Raw genomic sequence first — 21,060 nt, 5'->3', positions numbered from 1 at the left:
GCCCGCACGATCTCGCTTAGCGGCGCACGGCTGGCGTTCGGCGATCAAACGCTTTGGGATCACCTCGACCTATCGGTGTCGGCGGGAGAGTTTATCGCGGTGCTGGGCCCCAACGGCACCGGTAAGACGTCGTTACTCAAGGTGCTGCTCGGACAACTGGAGCTCAGTGCCGGCGTTGCGCGGGTGGAGGGCAAGCGGATCACCGCTGGCAGTCCACGCATAGGCTACGTGCCGCAACACCGCCCAATCGATCGTGAAGTACTGCTGCGCGGTCGTGATCTGGTTAGACTAGGCATCGACGGACGCCGCTGGGGCGCCCTGCCGCTGCGATCCGCCGATCGAGCTCGCCGGCGCGAGGCCGTATTCACGGCGCTGCAGCAAGTAAATGGCGAGCAGCTGGCTGATGTCCGAGTCGGGGTAATGTCGGGCGGCGAGTTGCAGCGCATCCGCATCGCTCAGGCGCTGGTCAACGACCCGACGCTGCTGCTATGCGACGAACCTTTGCTGACATTGGACCCGGCCAACGCCAAGCTGGTATCGACGTTGATCGACCGTCGCCGCCGGGAAGCCGGCACCACGGTGCTTGTCGTCACCCACGAGATCAACCCGCTCCTGCCGTATGTGGACCGAGTGCTCTATCTGGTCGACGGCCGATTCCTGATCGGCACTGTCGAACAGGTTATGACCACCGAGAGGCTGTCAACGCTTTACCAGGCAAACATCCGGGTGGTGAAGGTCGAGGATCATTACATTGTGGTTGGCGAGCCTTGATGGATGACCGACTCGCTCACATGTGGAACCACCTGTTCTCCTTTGACATAACTACACATTTGCTCAGTCACAACTTCGTCCAGCAGGCACTGCTGGCGGCGTTGTTGCTGGGGCTGGTGGCCGGGCTGATCGGGCCGTTCATCGTGATGCGCCAAATGTCGTTCGCCGTGCACGGTTCCAGCGAACTCTCGCTGACCGGAGCCACATTCGCGCTTCTGGCCGGGTTTGAGATGGGAGTGGGCGCTCTAGTCGGCAGCGCTTTGGCGGCAACGCTGTTCGGCATCCTCGGTCGGCGAGCCCGAGAGCGAGATTCGGTAATCGGGGTAGTGCTGGCGTTCGGGCTGGGGTTAGCGGTGCTGTTCATCCATCTCTACCCAGGACGGACCGGGACCAGTTTAGCGTTGCTGACCGGCCAGATCATCGACGTGGGCTACTCCGGGCTGGCTACGCTGGCGCTCGTTTGCCTGTTTGTCATTGCAGTGTTGACGACCTGCTACCGACCGTTGTTGTTCGCGACGGTCGATCCGGAGGTCGCGGCCGCGTGTGGCGTGCCCGTTCACGCGCTGGGCATCGTATTCGCCGCGCTGGTCGGTCTGGTAGCAGCGCAAGCCGTGCAGGTCGTCGGGGCGTTGTTGGTGATGTCACTATTGATCACACCGGCGGCCGCGGCAGCACAGGTAGTCGCCTCGCCGGTCGCGGCAATGGTGGCAGCGGTGATCTTCGCCGAGGTCTCTGCCGTTGGGGGCGTCGTGCTGTCGTTGGCGCCTGGTGTGCCGGTTTCGGTGTTCGTCGCGACCATCTCGTTTTTGATCTACCTATTTTGCTGGCTACTCGGGCGACATCGTGAGGTCTGCGCATAAGCGTGTCCACTACGATGACCTAATCGATGGGACAGCCCGAGTGTTCCGGCTCGCGCAAAGCTCTGGGGAGGACCAGTGCGGGAGACAAATTTCAGGCGTTGCGCTGGCCGGCCTGTGAACACTCATCGTCGCTTACAGCACCACGGTTAACGGAGAGGCCTTAGCCGCCCCGAACGTAACCGAATGCGGTAGCGGTTTCAGCGCTTAACGGGCTGCTGCTCAGCGTGCGTCAGATCAATAGCGCGTTGGGCGCTAAATCACTGAAAATATGTGACAACACCATAGGAATGTGGGACTAGAGCGCCAGCGTGTGTGACAGGACTTGCCTACCAATAAATGGACCGACACAAGCCAAGGCCTATGCGGACACCAGGTAGGCCTGGTATCTCCGTGGCCAAACCCTCGACGACAGTGTCGACAACTTCAAAAAAAGCGCAACCCTAAGCCATTAAGGCTATGATCTGGTTACCTGCAGCGCAGGACGTTTCCGCATTCTACGATGCCTCAACACGAAGCTGGCCCACCTGCTCGAGGCACCGGTATTCCTATAGGAACCCCGGTGCCTCGGACACTGTGTGAACCGTGACTAGGGTGACCAACGCCAACGGCATGCTCGGCACCTCGTAGCCTTAAGAAGGCGGCTATGAAAATAAGTGTGCCAGCGTGCGCTGACCGTGCACAACAATGTCGCCATCGACATCGTGACATGCGACTATAGCCAAACAGGTGCGGTAGCGATCGACATCACTTCCCACAGAGCGCCACCAAGATGCCTAAGCAAGTAGCAATGGGCTAGGGCAATGCAACAGGCAACTCTATGGCGGTGCGGACTCCCTCGCCGCCGAAGCGCGGGTCTACGGCCTCCTCGATCAAGTCGTAGCCAAGATCCCACAATGAATTTGCTGCTGGGCCAGCTCCTAAGCTGGCCGAATGGCCTGTATCGACCTTAACGCCGACTTGGGTGAGGGCTTCGGCGTGTGGCGGCTCGGCGACGATGAAGCCATGCTGCGGATCGTCACTAGCGCCAACGTGGCGTGCGGGTTCCACGCCGGAGATCCCGCCGGGCTGCTTAGGGTATGCCGGTTAGCAGCCGAACGTGGCGTGCGCATAGGAGCACAGGTGAGCTATCGCGACCTAGTCGGGTTCGGCCGACGATTCATCGACGTTACCGCCGACGATCTTCTCGCCGATGTAGTTTATCAGATCGGCGCATTGCAAGCGATCGCACAGACCGCCGGTTCCGCGGTGTCGTACGTAAAACCCCATGGAGCACTGTACAACACGATCGTGACCAACCGCGAACAAGGTGCCGCAGTCGCTGCGGCAATACAGCTGGTGGATTCCACGCTGCCAGTGCTGGGTTTGGCTGGTTCGACGTTTTTTGACGAGGCCGCGCGCATTGGCTTACGCACGGTAGCGGAGGCGTTCGCCGATCGAACCTACCGACCGGACGGTCAGCTGATTTCTCGGCGCGAACCCGGCGCGGTGTTGCACGACCCTGCGGTGATCGCGCAAAGAGTGGTAACCATGGTGACCACCGGTAAGGCCACTGCGGTCGACGGCACACAGCTTGCCGTCACCGTGGAATCGATTTGTTTGCATGGCGATTCCCCCAACGCTATACAGATGGCTACCGCGGTGCGCGATCAACTCAACGCCGCCGGCATCGATATCAGGGCGTTCTGCTGATGAGATCGAGCCTCGGTCACCCCGACATCGCGCGGTATTCGGATAGTTTCAACATTCCTGCCGCCAAACCTTATGCATGCGCCGCTTACGGTAAGATAAATCGCTTACGGTAAGATAAATGTGGTGTCGCTACGCTGCTGCTCGACAACGGATCGTACGCGTTGATCACCGGCGGCTACTTTTCCCGCCCCAGCCTCGCGTGACTGGCAATCCGCAAGACGTCACCATAGCGCCACCACGCGTGGACGGCTGTCTTGCCCGGGCCAAGGCATCTCAGCTTGGTGCTATCGCTGCGGTGCACACGCACATCGACCACGTTGATGACCCCACATAAGGTTTCCGACACCACCGGCACCCAGCCGATGGAGAGCCAATTGGCGACCCAGGTTGGGCACGGATGCGGACTCCCCGAGAGCCACCTTGTCGCCGCGGCCCCAGTAAACCAATTCGATTGGGCGCCTACGATGTTAGGCTGGTAGCAGTCAGACCACTGCCCACACGACAGGTTGCCGAGTGTGATCAACGCACTGCTGACACTACCAGTGCGGGCGTCGACCGATCGCTGTGTCAAGGCGTGGTCGACGCTGGTGTACCACCGACATAGGGCCGACCACTATTCATCCAGCGCACCACCGGTTTCATCAAGAGTACGCTGACCAGCCACCATGCCGATAAAGTCTATCTCGACTTTGGTCAACTGGGACTATAATTCTTCCGACCGCTGGTCACAGCCTTGCGGGCCTTGTCATACACGGGTGATGATTTTAAACATGCCGGTGTGGATTCTCGATGCGATGGCCACCCCAGTACGGGGTCACACTGTAGCTGCCAACGGTATTTCGGCGCGAGGATATCTGGATCTAAACGTTGACGCTGATCGTTGCGCTGTTGCTGCTAACCGTTGTCTTCGGGTGCGCAGTTACCCGGCCAGAGACACTGGCAACTGTCATTCTAGATAGAGATTGACGCGATTTCGGTTCAACAGGCGGCCGTGCAGGTTGCCGTACTTGTCCGAGTGGTCGCATTTTTAGGCCCGCTGCTGATGCTGGCCAAACTGTGCGACGACGAAGGCTCGTGCGAGACCGCAGGCACGGTAATGGCACCCGTTCGCATCGGGTCACACGGGCCCTGCAGCACGTGTTCGTCATCACCGCCACCGACCCTACTGCCGCGCCCAGCCTGGACACCACGGTAATCTTATTGACCCCACTGGTGTTAGCGACCGTGCGCCGACTACGAACCCCGACGCAACCATACGCCTACACCACCGTCCATCTGGCCAATGCCGCCTCGCCGCTTCTTCCGGTGTCGAATCTGACCAACTTGTTGGCTTTCTACCTCGCTAATACTTCATCAACCAAATTCACCCCGCTGATAGCGGTGCTGTGGCTTACCGCGGTAGCCGCAGTGTGCCTGGTATTTCGCTGGTTTTCGCCAATGATCTGCGTGTGCCGCCCAACTCTAAGCAAGTCAGGCTCGAGCCGTGGCCACCGGTAGTTTGTCTTGGCGGCGGCCGCTTATGCGTGCCGGGTTCGTGGTCCTCGGAATCTATGGAGGTCTCGGCCTGGTTACACTGGTATACTGGCCGGCGCTTCGGTGTTGGCGCTTCGCAGTTTCAACCGTCGACACATGTCGGCGGCCGAGATCGTGCGTTCGATGGATCTGTCGTTCCTGTTGTTCGTGCTGGCGCTTGGGCATCGCGGTGTAAGCAGTCATTATCAACGGAATGAACAGCGCCATGTCCGCACTGCTGCCGTCCCGGTTGCGGACTGCCGGCATTGTTCCCGATCGCCGCGGTGACCGCTGTGTTGGCCAACGCCGTCGACAATCTGCCCGCGACGCTGGTTAGGTTGCTGCCGCTAGTCGCGGCCAGCGGACCTACGCCATCCTGGTGATGGGCTGATCGAGGTCACCAGTCGGGCCCCCAACCTGACCTATGTTGGTTCACTGGATATTCTGCTGGGGCTCAGCACGCCGCGCCTCAGCAGAATATCCAGGCCAGCCGACGGCGAGTACACCCGTATCGGACTGTGTATGTGTACCGTGCCCCTGCCGGCCCTGGCAGGGGCTATACCGCGCACGGCAGCTGCCGGACATCGCCGCCGGGCTGGTCGACCAATGGAAGGGGGCAGGCTAGGATGAGCAGACACAACTCTGATCAATAAGGCTCTTGGAGCATTACTTTACTCGTTATCGATCGACCGAGGTGGATGCGAGCGACGCGGCCTACAACAAGCACCCAGTCAATGAGCCTGACGAATGGGGCAACTGGGCACCGTGGCGACGGACGGCTGCAGACTCGTTAACGCGCTTCCAGCACATGGAGAAGTGTGGTGGTGTGAGATGGCCGAGATTGGCCATCTCAAGTCGTTGTGTTCTCATGCGATGCGGCGATCCCCCGAATTCGGCGCGCACTCGTCGCACCTTACACCATAGATCATCCGAGGGTTGGCTAACGAGGTAGTTCTTGACCCGGTTCCGACCTGATCCAGCGCCGTTCCGCGGTGAATTTGGACTCAGTCGAGAGTGTCTCGGTCGCGGTATTGGTCACTCGGCTTGGCCGGCCACCTCGCCGAAACGCACAATGCGCGCAATCTACACAGCCGTCGAAGCCGCAATCGACTGCTCTGGCTGACACATCAGCAAACTAGCGAGAATTCGAAACGGATGCTGATGAAGAGATTCGACATGCACACCGCTCAACAAACTAAATGGTTTGGGGACAGCGAATCACGATCGAACCGAATACACAGAATCAAATATACAAATTTATCGGTAAACCATCCTATGCATCTCGGTTTTGTTGTGCAACAATCCATTTTGCCATCGGGAATGTTGACGGAACAAATATTATCTCCAATGATAACATCGTGTAGGACCAATCGGACAGTATATCAACGAATGCGTCATCGGATTACGGATCCCGAACTTGATCGTTGGCTGCGATCGAAAGACCAGCCACGCCATGGCCTGATTCTTACTAGGACCGTGCGCTTTGAAGACTGGTACCGTCCTGCAGTTCGGTTGAGACGATTACCGCCTTGGCCCTTCGGGCGGACCTGTCCATCGATCATTTCAAACCAGGTTGGTTTATTTCGGATAACGACGTCAGCGGGTAGCGTATGCTCAACACAATCTGGGCCCCCAGCCACCACCAAGAGAATCCACTCGACGATAAAGCCCGGCTCCCAATGCCAAAATGATAGTGAGTACTAGCAGAACTGGGGAGGGTGGCAGCCACGTCCAGAACCCCGTCACCAAAGCGACCCACAAGAACCCGTTTTCCCAAGCATTGCGGACGCGGCCAAGCAGTTCAAAGCCCAACAACCGCACAATTAGAACCAACTAAAACACAGTGCTATCAGGACAACGACCGATAGACGAGCAGACTCCCACATGCCGCACGGTGGACCTCGCAGCCGTTGACAAGATAGCTAAATTGTGCACAAAAACGAAAGCGTACGATTGTCACCCAAACCCAAACCGGAAAAATTACAAAAAACTACGTAGTAGCCTCAGTTGCGAGGGTTCATCGGACAGCGACGATGAATCACGCTATCGTGAACACCGACGCAATAGTCTTCACGACAGTCAGATTACCAGTGTACTCGGTACAACGGCTACGGTCACAATCTCTCTTGACTAGTAGCTGGTCGACATAACTGACGAAACCAAAGTCGGCGAGGAAGACCCGATTAAGAGGACAATCCTGCGCTCCTGAAAGTCACACGCCGTAATGTAGGTAAAATGGTCCTGGAGTCAAAGCCCTTTTGGGTGAATACCACGTTTTGGACGCGGCCTTGAATCTGACAAAGGATAATCCAACGGTAGGTGACGCTATACAAGCAACATGGCTAATTCATCCCACCTTTTCGTGTGCGGTACCGATGTCCGCCAGTAGGAAATCAGGCCGGCTTTATGGCGATTTCATCATGGTTGTCAACGTGATTGTTGTCGGCCGTAATGGCTATACTCTGGCCGGTTCCGTCGAAAATGCAATTATCCGCTGTGGGACCCAGTTCCGCAGAAAGCTCAAATGCAAGGGTTGGCCGTGCTAATTGAGAAAATCCCACACTTCACCGAAATCTATGTCTAACATTGTTAATCCGCACCAATCCGGGCTGTGTTAAGTGCAAAGTGCTATCGAATAGTACTGTGTGTGAATAATGTCAAATCTGGTCGTGGCTACCGCGTACGCAACAGCGTGTTGTACGCAGTTCGGTCCGTATATAAATCCCCCATGTGCCCGATATTGGTCGTCTGGGTGTCACCCTACCGTTGCTGCCAACAACACTGTGAGGAGGTAACGGTTTGATCGTGACTGATGGCGACATCCGACCTAATGTATCTCGACGCGATCCGCCGCAACCTCAACTGGATATGGATACGCAAGTAAATACCTGCGGGGTGGTCACTTCAGTTACATCAAGTTCTAAATGAATTCCTTTGGTCAGTACGATGGGTGCACAGAAGAGTAGGGTTGTTATTTATACTGCGGGTGATTCCGGAGGGTTTAGCTGCTGCGGTGCCGATAATTACGGCGGCGGTGCCGCCGGCGGCGAACCCGATGTCAGTGCGTACCACGGTTGAGTTAAGTGCTTCGAGTAGCTAACATGAACATGCCGTGGTGGCGACTCAAGGGGTCGAACAGTTGGGCTATTCTGGAGTCGGTGTGGCGCAGTCTTCTGCTAGTCATGCCGCCGGTGATGCGGCCGGCCGCGTAGTCGTTGATTTGACAGTTAACCGGTTTACGAAATCCGTACCGGTTCCGAGTTGGTTGGCCGTGCCACCGTAGGTACATTTAGACATTGCTCAGTGCAGGTCAGGGTACTGGTTCTTTGTTGGCGGCGGTATGGACCTCGCTAAGTGACGAATATTCTTGGGCAACAAGAGAACTCCCAACACTGCGATCTTGGTTGAGATGTTGGTTGAGTTGTCAGCTGGTGCGTGGGAGGAGCCTCACGCCGTGAGCTATGTGGCCGCACATGACCCGCATCTGGCCTGTGCGACAAAGATTAGCGCCAACTGCACGCAAGTTGCTACCCAACTTGAAGCAGCAACTGGAGCGTATTAAGCTACGCTCGCCGAAATGCCGGCTTAAGGCCCAACGAGCCGCTCATGCAATGCCGTTAGGGGCGAATTTCTTTGTTATTAAGCGATCCCGATCGCCGTAAATGAGTCCGATTATGTGCGGATGTGGATTCAGACAACGACCACAATGAGCGTTTGACAGCATTGGGTTCGGTAACGGCATCGAAACCACGGGCTACACCGGCACCACCACGGTGCAAAAACTCCGGTAACGCAACCAACGTTCTTGCCCCCGCGTCGACAATCGGCGACCGCCCTAGGTGTGCTATTGCCTAGCCACCTGCGATATTGTTCGAATTGCTGTTTCCAATCGGCGCATACGTGATCATAACCGCGCCCATCCTACCGTTAGTAATCGTGTTAGAGACAAGCGCCCTCGCGCTCGTCGGAATCCTCTTGTCCTCTACCGTTCCGCGCGGTCACTACGCCATTTTGTTGGCAAAACTAAGTTATTGGGATGACGATTGCTTTGTCGACTTCGTTGCCGATCAGCATTGGCGAGTAGCCATCCTCGACTACCAGTCGAGGATGGGGATGAAGGCTATCAAAGTCGGTGTAGAGACACCAGACGCGTCGTCTCATACCGCACGCTTCTTAGGTAGCTATGGTGTCGATGAGTCGTCTGCGGTGGCGCCATAGGGGCAAACTTGGTGTCGGCTCCATATTGAGTGTGTCGGAGTCTGTGGTGGTTTGTGATCGGTGTGGCGGCACGTTGGGATTGGCTGGGACCGCGCTGATAACGAGTAGGTTGGGTGCCCTTTTGGACTGACGGTCTGAAGTAGTTATTTTTCGGTGGCAGTCCGCGGGTGTCGATCATGCCGGCTATGTGGTCACCGGATATGGTTGTTACAGTGCGGTAACAGGCGTAGATCAGTGTGATTGACCCGATAGTTAACAACTAGAATATCGAAAACGAGAAGAGCATAATGAGTTTTTGGCGGATGCCCATATTCCGCAGTTGGTGACGTCGCAATCGGTGTTTGCAGTAAAGGTAGGGTTGATACAGCACATAATTTTGTGGCTGCTAGGCAGTCAGCGTTGGCGATATTGACCTTTTCCATCCGGGGAGGCTGTTGCGCCTTGCCAAGGCGCTCATGCCGGGATAGTGTAGGCAGCTATACAAAGGTTAATGCATTGTTGGACATCGTGCAGGCGAATTTGGATGAGGCTACAGGTATTTATGTGGCAGACGATGCCGCTGCTGTGTCGAGCTACATCGGAATCTGAAAGGTTTTGTAACGTCGCAGATTATGTATAACTACCCAGTGATATTGGCTCATGCCGGAGACCAGTCAGGTTATGTTGGCCCCCTGCAGAAACTGGGGACCGACACCTCTGTATGAAATAAGCTGTATTATCTATTATTTAGCAAGGTGACACCGTGATCACGGATCAGGGTTGGCAGGCATACTGGAGCCAATCCATGGAGGATTTGGTGTACCCGTATCAATCGATAGCCGTATGTATGAGTCCAATGCATTGGCTATGTTTCCCCACAATCAAGCCGAAAACGCCAAATGAGATACCCTAGCCTGGATGGCGAGGCAGGCCTCCTGCAGCGACCGGATGCCGTGGTGCCCCTGCTGCTGAGGTCGCTGGTCCCTGAGGATGTATCGGTAAACCGGTACATACCATATGGCGCTACTAATTTTGGAGGTTGGACACAGGTGCAATCCTCTGTATGCCGACACTGTCTTCTGCGCACTGTCCCGAATCTGATATGAGCCACACATGACCTCGTTGACGGCAAAAAAACCTTGGCAGCTCGGACGATGTCTTCGCCATCGACAGCATCACGGTATAAATCACCACACCTGACCAGCTCAAAGTCGTGCTAACGGGCCCCGCCCCCGACCCGATCCAGGACGATTCCCGTGTCGATGTCGTCGTAAAACTCGGCTTACACAAGTTCTTCAGCCAGCACTTAGACCTGTTCGAGGCATTGAAGCATTGGTGCGTCGATACATGTGGGCGACGTCGCGGCTACGGTCAACGTGGACGGCTGAAACGACAGAGATCACGCCATCGACGCAGGCAAACTGAGTATGACCTCGACCGGAACATTCCAGAACGCGGCAGTCGCCGACCTGTTGTTTTTGACCGACAATTTGGATGGCATGGCCAAGATTCGGTTCACACGCAACATATTTAAGCATCTTTTATATCGAGCGCGGGATTTGAGAGCAATACTACACGAACTCGCCTAACCGGAGAAATCGTCGAACTAGGATGCACGTACCCTGATCTGAAAGAGATATATTTGCCCCCCTGCATTGCGGCCGTAGTTCGGGATGGTAGCGCTCTGTCGTACCAGCCACTGGTAGGAACGGTGACCGAGGTCATTGTTCTAGGTTTGTGCGCACATCTGAATCTGCCGCTGTTCACAGCGTAGACTCTAGATCGATGGTTAACGGAGTTCTCGATCGGATCGCGCCGTGGTTCGCTCACTACAAATCACTGCGCCACGCCAGTGAGTTGATGCTTGGGATGGTGTAGGGTCTGGATCGCAAAAATTGCTATCGGATGGTTTGCAGCATCGGCCTGGCTCAGGCGAAATGGGACACTGGGACAGTTCAAGATGATCGGCGCGACTAAAATCGTCAATGCCTTCGGTGACTCCGGCGCAATTCTGATAGTTGACGAAACAGGCAACATCAAGAATGTTACACTCTGTTGAGAGAGTAACATTAGTCTACCGGAACCGGCGGAAGCATCGAGAACACCCAGGTCGTGGTGTATCTGACTTATGCAAACCTCGCACAGACACACTCTGATAGACCAAGCCCTGTACCTGTCACACAGCTGGTTTAGAGGATCTCGGAAAGTCTTTGCGGTCAGGCGGGATTCCCGCCTGACCGCAAAGACTTTCCGACCAAACTCACCCTGGTGCGGAAACGTTCACTCGCGCGGTAGCCGCCAACGTCTCAGCGACCTGGGTAGCTGGCTACTAAGATCCGCTCATCCCATAAGGCCACCAACGGTATAGACGGCTAAGCCTGACGCACCATCGGCAGGGCGTTCGCCAGGCGAAGCCACCCGGTCGACCTTGCCGACGGATCTGACCACGGCGAGCACCACATCAACGAACTCTTGAGAAAAGACGGATACAGCTGGCCGATCGGCCGCTACCTTGGTCTCGATGTTGAACCGTACATCGGCCAGATAGTAATCGGTGAGCGCGAAAACTTCCGGTAAGACAACTATCTTGTTGCCCCGCAACACTTCAGCCCCGGGAATTCCTCTTCTCGGCTTGCCGCGGTCCAGCGTGCGAAGCTGGCCAAGTTGAGCGCGTGCACGAGTTGTCCGACGTACGGATATCGGTAGTTAACCAACTAACGCGGGTGTAGAGCATTGTTGCGAGTCAACTATAAAATCATGCCACACCAAATGGTTAACCATCTTTGGTGATGTTGATTCCGAACTCGAACGTGGTGACCCCAAGTTCAAGCGCTTTAGTGCAGGCGCGCAATGACTAACCGGTTGTACTCACAGCGATCATCAGTATGGGCCTGCGAATAGAAGCCGGGTGGTTACGAGGTCGCCGATGGCGGCAGCGCAAGAACCACGGACAGCCATCACCACTAACACGGCGCCGACGTAGGCGGGCCAGCCGAGCAACGGCTTTAAAGCCTGCGCTGACGGGCGATTTCGGCAAGCACCACTCCGACGGCCACAGAGGCATTCAGCGATTCGACCTGACCGGCCATAGGTATCGACACCACCTCATCGCAGCTGTGCCGCACCAACCTCGACAGACCCTTGCCTTCCGAGCCAACGACTACCGCCAACGGGTCCGTGCCGTCCAAGTCGTCGAGTGCGGTGTCACCATCGTGGTCCAGTCCAATCACCCGCAATCCTTGATCGGCCCAAACCTTGAGCGCCCGAGTTAGATTGGTGGCCCGCGCCACTGGGATCCGCGCCGCAGCACCGGCGCTGGTGCGCCACGCTACCGCGGTGACCGAGGCGGAACGCCGCTGTGGTATCAAGATGCCATGGCCGCTGAATGCCGCTACCGATCGCACGATTGCACCGAGATTACGGGGGTCGGAGATGTTATCCAGCGCGACCAACAACGCCGGCGGCGAATCGGTAGCGGCGGCGAGCAGATCATCGGAGTGAACATAGTGGTACGGTGGTACCTGTAGCGCAATGCCCTGATGTAAGTGGTTGTTAGTTATTCGATCCAGGTACGTGCGCGGTACCTCGAGGATCGCCACGCCCACATCGGCTGCTCTCATAACGGATTCGGTGAGCCGCTTGTCGACTTCGGTACCGAGCGCAACGTAAAGCGCAGTTGCCGGGACGCCGGCGCGCAGACACTCCAGCACCGGATTGCGGCCAAGCACCGTTTCTGTCTCGTCGGTGCGTTTGACCGGCCGGTGCGGCGAGGATTGATTCCGCTTGGCGGCGGGGTGATTGGGACGCAGATACGCCGGCGGTGTCGGACCACGCCCCTCCAACGCACGGCGACGCTGGCCGCCCGAGCCAACGGTGGTCCCCTTATTGGTGCCGGATTTGCGGACAGCCCCCCGGCGACGCGAGTTACCGGGCATCAACTTGCTTATCGCCAGCCAACAGTTCCCACTGCGGCCCGTTGACGGTATCAGTTACCTCAATACCGGCATCCTTGAGTCGATCGCGGATCTGATCGGCAAGTACCCAGTTACGCTGCTCGCGTGCCATCTGCCGGCTTTCTAGCTCAGCGGCCACCAGCACATCGACAGCCGCTAGCGCCGCCGACGTCTCATCGCGGGATTCCCAACGTTCGTCAAGCGGGTCGCAACCTAAGATGCCCATCATCGCTCGAATAGCGCCGGCGTTCGTCAACGCACCTTCGTGGTCGCCGATGTCGAGCGCTCGGTTACCCTCCACACGAGCGTGGTGCACCTCAGCCAGCGCGATCGGCACCGCCAGATCGTCGTCGAGTGCTGCAGCGAACCGTGGGGTCAGTTCGCCGGTGCCAACGGCACCAACCCGAGTACGCACCCTAGTCAGGAAATTCTCCACTCCGACATAAGCTTTGACCGCATCCTGTAGCGCGGCCTCGGAGAACTCCAGCATCGACCGGTAGTGGGCGCTACCGAGATAGTAACGCAGTTCGGCTGGCCGAACCCGCTGCAGCACGGCTGGGATGGACAACACGTTACCCAGCGACTTACTCATCTTCTCCCCACCCATCGTTACCCAGCCGTTGTGCAGCCAGTAACGGGCGAAGCCATCCCCGACAGCGCGGCTCTGCGCGATCTCATTTTCGTGGTGCGGAAAAACTAAATCCATTCCACCGCAATGGATGTCAAATTCAGAACCAAGATAAGCACGAGCCATTGCCGAGCATTCCAGGTGCCAGCCTGGACGGCCACGGCCCCACGGCGTAGGCCACGACGGTTCACCGGACTTGGCGCCCTTCCACAAAGTAAAGTCGCGTTGATCACGTTTGCCGGTAGTCACACCTTCGCCTTGGTGGATATAGTCCATCTTGTGCCCAGATAGCTGGCCATAATCCGGGTAGCTGAGCACGTCGAAATAAACATCAGAGCCGCCCGTATAGGCGTGACCTGTCTCGATCAACAGCTCGATCAGCTCGATCATCTGGGTAATGTGCCCGGTGGCTCGCGGCTCTGCTGACGGCGGCAAAACGTCCAAGGCGTCATAGGCCGCGGTAAACGCGCGCTCGTGGGTGGCCGCCCATTCCCACCACGGCCGGCCAGCCGCGGCAGCCTTGTTAAGAATCTTGTCATCGATATCGGTGACGTTGCGGATGAACGCGACGTCATAGCCGCGTGCCATGAGCCATCGGCGCAGAATGTCGAAGGCTACCCCGCTGCGGACGTGCCCGATGTGCGGCTGTCCTTGAACGGTGGCACCACACAGGTAGATCGAGACGTGCCCGGCTCGCAGCGGAACGAAATCGCGCACAGCACCAGCTACCGTATCGTGGAGCCGCAAATGGCCGCTATCGATCACGACGGGCCAGCTTACCTGTTGGTTCCGTGTTGGCGGATTCTCAGCACACGGCTGTCAGACCTGGACCACCAACGCAGTCGCGATGGCGGACAAGCCCTCGCCACGCCCAGTCAGGCCAAGTCCCTCGGTGGTCGTCGCCGCCACTGATACTGGCGCTCGCAGCAGAGCTGACAGCAACCGTTGCGCCTCGGTACGGCGCGGACCGATTTTCGGTCGGTTACCGATCACTTGAACGGACGCGTTGACGACCTCGTAGCCATGTCGCAGTAACAATTCGACTACATGGCGCAGCATGTCAGCACCGCTGACGCGTTCCCAACGCGGATCGCCAACGGCGAACAGGCCGCCGATATCACCCTGCCCTGCGGCCGACAACACGGCATCACACAGCGCATGCACCGCTACGTCACCATCGGAGTGCCCGGCGCAGCCGTCGTTGTCCGGGAACAGCAGCCCCACCAGCCAACACGGCCGCCCCGGTTCAAACACGTGGACATCGAAACCCAAACCGACCCGGGGCAGTTCACTCACCGGCGCAGAATCTTCTTCGCCAGCAGCAGATCCAACTGAGTGGTGATCTTGAACGCCAGTGGATCGCCGGCGACCACCTGAACCTGGCCACCGAGATGTTCGACAAGGGAAGCATCGTCGGTGAAATCGACGGCATCAAGATGGGGGCCACGCTGATAAGCGCACCATAGCAGCTCGGTAGCAAACCCCTGCGGGGTCTGCACCGCCCGCAAGCCGACCCGCGCCGGAGTGCCAAGAACCATTCCGTTGGCGTCCACGGCTTTAATGGTGTCAGACAGTGGCAGCGCTGGAACGACCGCGGTATGACCAGCACGCAAAGCATCAACCACCCGCACGATTAACCGTGCTGGTGTCAGCGCCCGCGCGGCATCATGCACCAATATAAACTCGGGTGCGCCCACCCTTGACGGGGCGGGAAGGGTCGCAAGAGCCTGACACACCGATTTGGTGCGGTCGGCCCCGCCGGCCACAACTGTGGCGTGTTGACCCGCCGAATTGGCTAGCCGTTGGGATAGCACCCACTGGGTCTGGGCAATGCGATCAGCAGGCACCGCCACCACAACATGGTCAACAACGCCAGATTCCAGCAAGCCAACGACAGCACGTTCGACAAGCGTACGCCCGTCAAGTTCACAGAATGCCTTCGGAATGCCGGCCGCTAGCCGCTTCCCCGCCCCGGCGGCCGGGACCACTGCAACTACAGTGCCCGTTGCCACAGCCATCCTCAAGCCTCAGGGTATTCAGGAAGCGGCGGCCAAAACCTCGTCGAGGATGGTTTCCGCCTTGGCGTCGTCAGTGCTCTCCGCCAACGCCAACTCGCCGACCAAAATCTGCCTGGCCTTAGCCAGCATGCGCTTCTCTCCAGCTGACAAACCACGGTCCTGGTCTCGTCGCCACAAATCGCGTACTACCTCTGACACCTTGTTGACATCACCGGAGGCGAGTTTTTCGAGATTAGCCTTGTACCGCCGCGACCAGTTAGTCGGCTCTTCGGTATGGGGGGCCCTCAAAACCTGGAAAACCTGGTCAAGCCCCTCTTGTCCAACGACGTCGCGGACACCGACGTACTCGGCGTTTTCGGCAGGCACTCGAACAGTCAAGTCTCCCTGCGCCACTTTCAAGACGAGATACTCTTTTTGCTCTCCATTGATGGTTCGAGTTTCGATCGCCTCGACTAAAGCAGCACCGTGATGCGGGTAGACAACGGTGTCGCCGACCTTGAAAATCATCAGATTCAAGCCCCTTTCGTTACTTCAATCCTAACACGGCGGGCCGACAGGCGCGCACAACGGTGCAGGTCAGGAGGTACAACACCGGCAGATTAGGGGTTGACAGGCAGAGCAAGACATGCAATGCACCGCACTACCAACATCCTTTTGTAGCAGTGTAGACGCACTTGAAAGGTCACTATCGGCAACCTCACGGGAGCCCGAACCAAGGCCCCCCGCAACGGTAGATTTTGTGTCTTCCGCTACGGTCTTACCGTGCGACAGCACGTTCTTAAACCTACCTAATGTATATTCCTCACTACTGTGCATAGTTGCATAGTTGAGCCGCTGTCCTAATGCCTTGACCAGTATCCCAGCAGGAGGCAGTCAGTGAGCCGCTTCAAGATCAGCCTTCCCGCGCTGGCTACCCGGGTCGCCGTCCTAGGCTTTTTGACTTTGATGGCCTCGGTGCTTGGCGGTTGCGGAGCAGGCCAGATCTCGCAAACCGCGACCCAGGAACCGGCCGTCAACGGCAACCGGGTCACACTCAACAATCTGGCATTACGCGACATACGCATCCAAGCCGCGCAGACCGGTGACTTCCTCCAATCGGGCCGAACGGTGGACTTGATGCTGGTGGCCATCAATAATTCTCCGTATGTCACAGACCGGCTAGTGTCCATCACCAGTGACATCGGCACGGTAGCACTGAACGGCTATACCCAACTGCCCACCAACGGGATGCTGTTCATCGGCACATCCGAAGGGCAGAGAATAAAACCGCCCCCCCTCCAGTCTAACAACATCGCTAAAGCAATCGTAACCTTGGCCAAGCCCATCACCAACGGCCTCACCTACAACTTTACCTTCAACTTCGAGAAGGCTGGACAAGCCAACGTGGCTGTACCGGTCTCGGCCGGACTCGCACCACGGCAGACCTAAACAGCTCTAACCACTAGTAAACCGTCTCCACATTTAGGCTATCGTATCACCCCGATACGGTCATCGTATAGCTATTATGCATTCGGACGTACCCCCTGCTCGGAATGTCACCATGTCACCGCTACGTGGGGGATATTGCCTGGAGTACGATGCGTGGGATACTATAAAAATTAAAATAGACTGTAGCATTACTCGGTAAGATCGGTGACAGCGGATGTCATTTCGCAAGCAGTTACGATTAATTCCATTGACGTGCACCACACGTTGCCATGCCTTACGAGTGTCGACGAATTAGATTGAAGCCTTGGTAGCAATGTGGAACCCGGCTCGGTGACGCTGCTAGCGGGTGGTCCGAGTCTGGGCAACTCGACGCTGCGATTCTCAAGGTTGCCCACCACTGAACGCAGTCCGGCCGGCGTACGCCGAATATCTCCGGCGAAGAATCCGCTGGCCCAGATCCAGCTGGGCGCAAACTGGATCGGCTGGTGACAGCACACAAGCGGTCAACCTGGCCGTAGAATTCGACCTGCACACCGTGCTGGGCCACGTCGTGATGGTCTGTCTGCGCTGAGCAGCACCGCCTCAGTGCAAACCATGGCCACTCACCGAAGCCGACGAAATCACCGGTGGTGGCACCCAAGTACGTGCCGTAACAACGACGCCGAACGCCAAAGCCAACGGTAGTTGCGTTGATTCTGGTCGGACATGTCACCAAAGACGGGTCCATCGCCAGGCCGTACTCGCTCGAACACCTCGTCGACGTAGTGCTGCATTCGCAGGAAAATCACAAACTACCCGATGCAGACGGTCCGGGACGTCAAGAATCAATTCGGAGCCACCGACAAAGTGACAAAGTCGAGTGTTTCCTGTTGCGTGACGACGGAATCGACGACGTTGCCGATCCATTGAAACCTTTTCTTCAATCAATCAGCGGCCAACACCGGTAGCCGGTACTGCGATCACGATGACACTGGGTGGAGGAAAGCAACCACTCATCGGCGAGATCCAGACGCTATTGGCAACGCCATATTAGTGGCTCGCCGCGCCGTGTCATCAACAGGATCGACACACGCCCGGGCAGCTATAGCCACCACCGCCCTGGAAAAACACAACCAACTAGAGCATCGCGGTCAATAACGTCTATCTTTTCACCGTAGACGGCATGCGGTTAACCGATCCGGCACCAGATCTCTCAGTCGCGATTGCGCTAGCCTCAGCCTACTCTAACCTGCTACTGCCCAACACAGCGTTGATCCCAACCGGGTTGCTATGCGGCGGCAGCGGGCATCTGCGCGCTGAACGCACCCACCATATCGTCGTCGTGATGGTCATTTGGTGGTTATTTTTTGCTGGTTTGGTTTGGGTGGTGGTGTTGTGGTGGGCTGGTGGGGTGTGGGTGGTTGATCTGCGCTAGAAGGTTGCCGTATGTGCCGCCGACGGCCGGATCATCGATGCACTGTTCACTAACACGATACTGCTGCACCCGGCGGCATGCCTGCTTGCTGGCTGAGGGCCGGTCAACAAGCCGCCGACACCGATACCAGCGGCAGAAATGGTGCAAGGGATAACATCAGGTGCGAATAGTTATACCGTGCACGGGGACGTGCCTGTTCAGGTGCGGCCACATTGACCACGCCGACACCTCAAGGCCATGACATGCACACTAAAACGCCCCTACCCCGCGGCGCTAACAACTACCCTCACACCCACGCCTGCATCGATATCGCCTTCAGCACAGCCCAGGTGCCCAGCCCCTGGCATCATCAACATGTAGACCAAGCAGCACCCACCACCGACATGCTTACGTGCGCCGCGCTAATCGTGTCCACTGCGGCAAAGCACACGAAGCCTCATCGAAAGCAGGCAGTCAGCCACCCACCAACAAAAACCCCGCAACACAGCAAAACACGTCAACAGGATTCCGGGCTGCCCCCCACGACTACCGAACATATCGGCCAGTCATAAAACGCAAAAACAGCCATTTCACCCACCACCTATGAAACACCCACAACACCCTAGAACGGCTCGGGCGCGCGCGCTCCTTCCAGCGCAACGACGCGAGCCCCGGCAACGAGACTGCCCGGTTCAGTGTCGTTCCGACCCACGCTCCTGCACCTCGAGGCCAAGCCCGACTCCCCTGGACGCGCAAGAACAAGAAAGAGCCCGGTCCCTTTTTTTGGGGGGCCGGGCTCTTTTTCTTTGTCAACTCCTAATTCGATTGTCCAGTTCGCCCGCCGCTACTCAGTTGATGAAGTACCCCACTTCAGACCACGTAGCTACCTGCATCATGACCGGACGTCAGAAGTCCATACCACCCATGCCACCGGTCGGGTCGCTCGCCGGAGCTGCCGTCTTCTCCGGCTTGTCGGCGACGACGGCCTCCGTAGTAAGGAACAGGCCGGCGATGGACGCTGCGTTCTGCAGCGCAGAACGTGTAACCTTCACCGGGTCGGCAACGCCGGCCTTGAGCAGGTCCTCGTACTCACCGGTGGCGGCGTTCAGGCCGTGACCCACTGAAAGGTTACGCACCTTTTCGGCCACCACGCCGGGCTCCATCCCGGAATTGAAGGCGATCTGCTTGAGCGGAGCTTCCAACGCCACCTTGACAATATTGGCACCGGTCGCCTCGTCACCGGTCAGCTTCAGCTTGTCCAGAGCCGGAGCAGCCTGTAGCAGAGTCACACCGCCGCCGGCGACGATCCCCTCCTCCACCGCGGCCTTGGCGTTGCGGACTGCGTCCTCGATGCGGTGCTTGCGCTCCTTGAGCTCCACCTCAGTGGCAGCACCGGCCTTGATCACCGCAACACCACCGGCCAACTTAGCCAGGCGTTCCTGCAGTTTCTCGCGGTCATAGTCAGAGTCACTGTTCTCGATCTCGGTACGGATCTGAGCCACTCGCCCGGCGATGGCGTCGGTGTCACCGGCACCCTCGACGATGGTGGTTTCGTCCTTGGTCATAACCACCTTGCGGGCCTTGCCCAGCAATGACAGATCGGTGTTCTCCAATGTGAGACCGACCTCCTCGCTGATGACCTGGGCTCCGGTGAGAATGGCCATGTCTTGCAACATTGCCTTGCGGCGGTCACCAAAGCCAGGAGCTTTGACCGCCACCGACTTGAAAGTGCCACGGATCTTGTTGACGACCAGGGTAGACAACGCCTCACCCTCGACATCCTCAGCAATGATCAGCAGCGACTTGCCGGCCTGGATGACCTTCTCTAGCAGCGGCAGCAGGTCCTTGACGGTAGACACTTTGGAGCTGACCAGAAGGATGTAGGGCTCCTCTAGGACAGCTTCCTGACGCTCGGCGTCGGTGACGAAGTAGCCCGAAATGTAGCCCTTGTCGAACCGCATTCCCTCGGTGAGCTCGAGCTGCAGACCGAAGGTGTTGGATTCCTCGACGGTGATAACACCCTCGTTGCCAACCTTGTCCATCGCCTCGGCGATCAGATCACCGATCGACTGGTCACCCGCCGAAATCGCTGCAGTGGCAGCAATTTGTTCCTTGGTTTCGACCTCCTTAGCGTCCTTGAGCAGAGTCTCAGTTACCTTATCGACAGCTTTCTCGATGCCACGCTTGAGACCTAGCGGGTTGGCGCCGGCCGCGACGTTGCGTAGGCCCTCTTTGACCAATGCCTGGGCCAGCACGGTGGCCGTCGTGGTGCCATCACCGGCGACGTCATCTGTCTTCTTGGCGACTTCCTTGACCAACTCAGCGCCAATCTTCTCGTACGGGTCCTCCAGCTCGATCTCCTTGGCGATGGACACGCCATCGTTGGTGATCGTGGGAGCACCCCACTTCTTCTCTAGAACGACGTTGCGCCCCTTCGGACCCAACGTCACCTTTACCGCGTCGGCGAGGCTGTTCAAGCCCCGCTCGAGGCCGCGACGGGCCTCTTCGTCGTACGCAATTGTCTTGGCCATTGCGAAGTGATTCCTCCGGATTAGGAATGAAGCTAGGGTCACCGGGTGCCGACAACCCCCATTACTTACGCTGGCCGGGT

General features: G+C 57.7%; 14 protein-coding genes and 5 pseudogenes. 12 read left to right on the top strand and 7 right to left on the bottom strand.

Going from position 1 to position 21,060, the window contains the following annotated elements; genetic code table 11:
• Positions 1 to 9 precede the first annotated feature (9 nt).
• The 10 genes and pseudogenes from ML_RS01680 (at position 10) to ML_RS01645 (ending at position 9,050) form a co-directional block, all read left to right on the top strand.
• Positions 10 to 771 carry a metal ABC transporter ATP-binding protein gene (locus ML_RS01680; RefSeq protein ID WP_172591945.1) on the top strand — a complete coding sequence of 254 codons (762 nt, stop codon included), beginning with the start codon at positions 10 to 12 and terminating at the stop codon, positions 769 to 771.
• A complete protein-coding gene (locus ML_RS01675) occupies positions 771 to 1,631 on the top strand; it encodes a metal ABC transporter permease (protein WP_010907678.1) in 861 nt (286 codons plus the stop codon). Before ML_RS01680 ends, ML_RS01675 begins: the two co-directional genes overlap by 1 nt.
• 930 nt (positions 1,632 to 2,561) lie before the next feature.
• Positions 2,562 to 3,320 (top strand): LamB/YcsF family protein, encoded by a 759-nt coding sequence (locus ML_RS01670; RefSeq protein WP_010907677.1) that lies wholly within the window; start codon positions 2,562 to 2,564, stop codon positions 3,318 to 3,320.
• A pseudogene (locus ML_RS18410) lies at positions 3,320 to 4,145 on the top strand (MBL fold metallo-hydrolase). Before ML_RS01670 ends, ML_RS18410 begins: the two are co-directional and overlap by 1 nt.
• A 42-nt stretch (positions 4,146 to 4,187) precedes the next feature.
• Positions 4,188 to 5,462: pseudogene (locus ML_RS17710) on the top strand (SLC13 family permease).
• 3 nt (positions 5,463 to 5,465) lie between these two features.
• A pseudogene (locus tag ML_RS13900) lies at positions 5,466 to 5,622 on the top strand (type II toxin-antitoxin system antitoxin MazE5); the annotation flags it as partial.
• Positions 5,580 to 5,955, top strand: a pseudogene (locus ML_RS01655) (type II toxin-antitoxin system PemK/MazF family toxin). The pseudogenes ML_RS13900 and ML_RS01655, both read left to right, overlap by 43 nt.
• Before the next feature lie 1,845 nt (positions 5,956 to 7,800).
• Positions 7,801 to 8,115: pseudogene (locus ML_RS18405) on the top strand (PE family protein).
• A gap of 126 nt (positions 8,116 to 8,241) precedes the next feature.
• The gene (locus ML_RS18400) at positions 8,242 to 8,394 is read left to right on the top strand and encodes a PPE domain-containing protein (protein WP_368730489.1); all 153 of its coding nucleotides are present in this window, start codon (positions 8,242 to 8,244) and stop codon (positions 8,392 to 8,394) included.
• A gap of 374 nt (positions 8,395 to 8,768) precedes the next feature.
• On the top strand, positions 8,769 to 9,050 hold the full coding sequence (locus ML_RS01645) for a hypothetical protein (protein WP_162618221.1): 282 nt from the start codon (positions 8,769 to 8,771) through the stop codon (positions 9,048 to 9,050).
• A 2,319-nt stretch (positions 9,051 to 11,369) separates the two neighbouring features.
• Here ML_RS01645 and ML_RS01640 read toward each other — a convergent pair.
• The 6 genes from ML_RS01640 to carD form a co-directional block, all read right to left on the bottom strand.
• Positions 11,370 to 11,633 (bottom strand): PI-PLC domain-containing protein, encoded by a 264-nt coding sequence (locus ML_RS01640; RefSeq protein ID WP_010907676.1) that lies wholly within the window; start codon positions 11,631 to 11,633, stop codon positions 11,370 to 11,372.
• A 401-nt stretch (positions 11,634 to 12,034) separates the two neighbouring features.
• A complete protein-coding gene (gene rlmB, locus ML_RS01635; RefSeq protein ID WP_041322375.1) occupies positions 12,035 to 12,964 on the bottom strand; it encodes a 23S rRNA (guanosine(2251)-2'-O)-methyltransferase RlmB in 930 nt (309 codons plus the stop codon).
• A complete protein-coding gene (cysS, locus tag ML_RS01630) occupies positions 12,954 to 14,375 on the bottom strand; it encodes a cysteine--tRNA ligase (protein ID WP_010907674.1) in 1,422 nt (473 codons plus the stop codon). The genes rlmB and cysS overlap by 11 nt, the downstream gene beginning before the upstream one ends.
• A gap of 54 nt (positions 14,376 to 14,429) precedes the next feature.
• The gene (gene ispF / locus ML_RS01625) at positions 14,430 to 14,906 is read right to left on the bottom strand and encodes a 2-C-methyl-D-erythritol 2,4-cyclodiphosphate synthase (RefSeq protein WP_010907673.1); all 477 of its coding nucleotides are present in this window, start codon (positions 14,904 to 14,906) and stop codon (positions 14,430 to 14,432) included.
• The gene (gene ispD, locus ML_RS01620) at positions 14,903 to 15,628 is read right to left on the bottom strand and encodes a 2-C-methyl-D-erythritol 4-phosphate cytidylyltransferase (protein ID WP_010907672.1); all 726 of its coding nucleotides are present in this window, start codon (positions 15,626 to 15,628) and stop codon (positions 14,903 to 14,905) included. Before ispD ends, ispF begins: the two co-directional genes overlap by 4 nt.
• 18 nt (positions 15,629 to 15,646) lie before the next feature.
• On the bottom strand, positions 15,647 to 16,135 hold the full coding sequence (carD, locus tag ML_RS01615; RefSeq protein WP_041322368.1) for an RNA polymerase-binding transcription factor CarD: 489 nt from the start codon (positions 16,133 to 16,135) through the stop codon (positions 15,647 to 15,649).
• A 369-nt stretch (positions 16,136 to 16,504) separates the two neighbouring features.
• Between carD and ML_RS01610 the strand changes: the two genes are divergently transcribed.
• Together ML_RS01610 and ML_RS01600 are read left to right on the top strand one after the other, a co-directional pair.
• Positions 16,505 to 17,056: a lipoprotein gene (locus tag ML_RS01610; protein ID WP_010907670.1), complete on the top strand. Its 552-nt coding sequence runs from the start codon at positions 16,505 to 16,507 to the stop codon at positions 17,054 to 17,056.
• A gap of 1,162 nt (positions 17,057 to 18,218) precedes the next feature.
• Positions 18,219 to 18,470, top strand: coding sequence for a hypothetical protein (locus ML_RS01600; protein ID WP_064430445.1), 252 nt, complete (start codon positions 18,219 to 18,221; stop codon positions 18,468 to 18,470).
• A gap of 884 nt (positions 18,471 to 19,354) precedes the next feature.
• Here the strand turns inward: ML_RS01600 and groL are convergent.
• Entirely contained in the window at positions 19,355 to 20,980 is a 1,626-nt protein-coding gene (gene groL / locus ML_RS01590) for a chaperonin GroEL (protein ID WP_010907669.1), read from the bottom strand.
• Positions 20,981 to 21,060: the final 80 nt, after the last annotated feature.

Source organism: Mycobacterium leprae TN, assembly GCF_000195855.1.
Classification (GTDB): Bacteria; Actinomycetota; Actinomycetes; order Mycobacteriales; family Mycobacteriaceae; genus Mycobacterium; species Mycobacterium leprae.
This window is presented reverse-complemented; position numbering and strand designations above follow the sequence as displayed.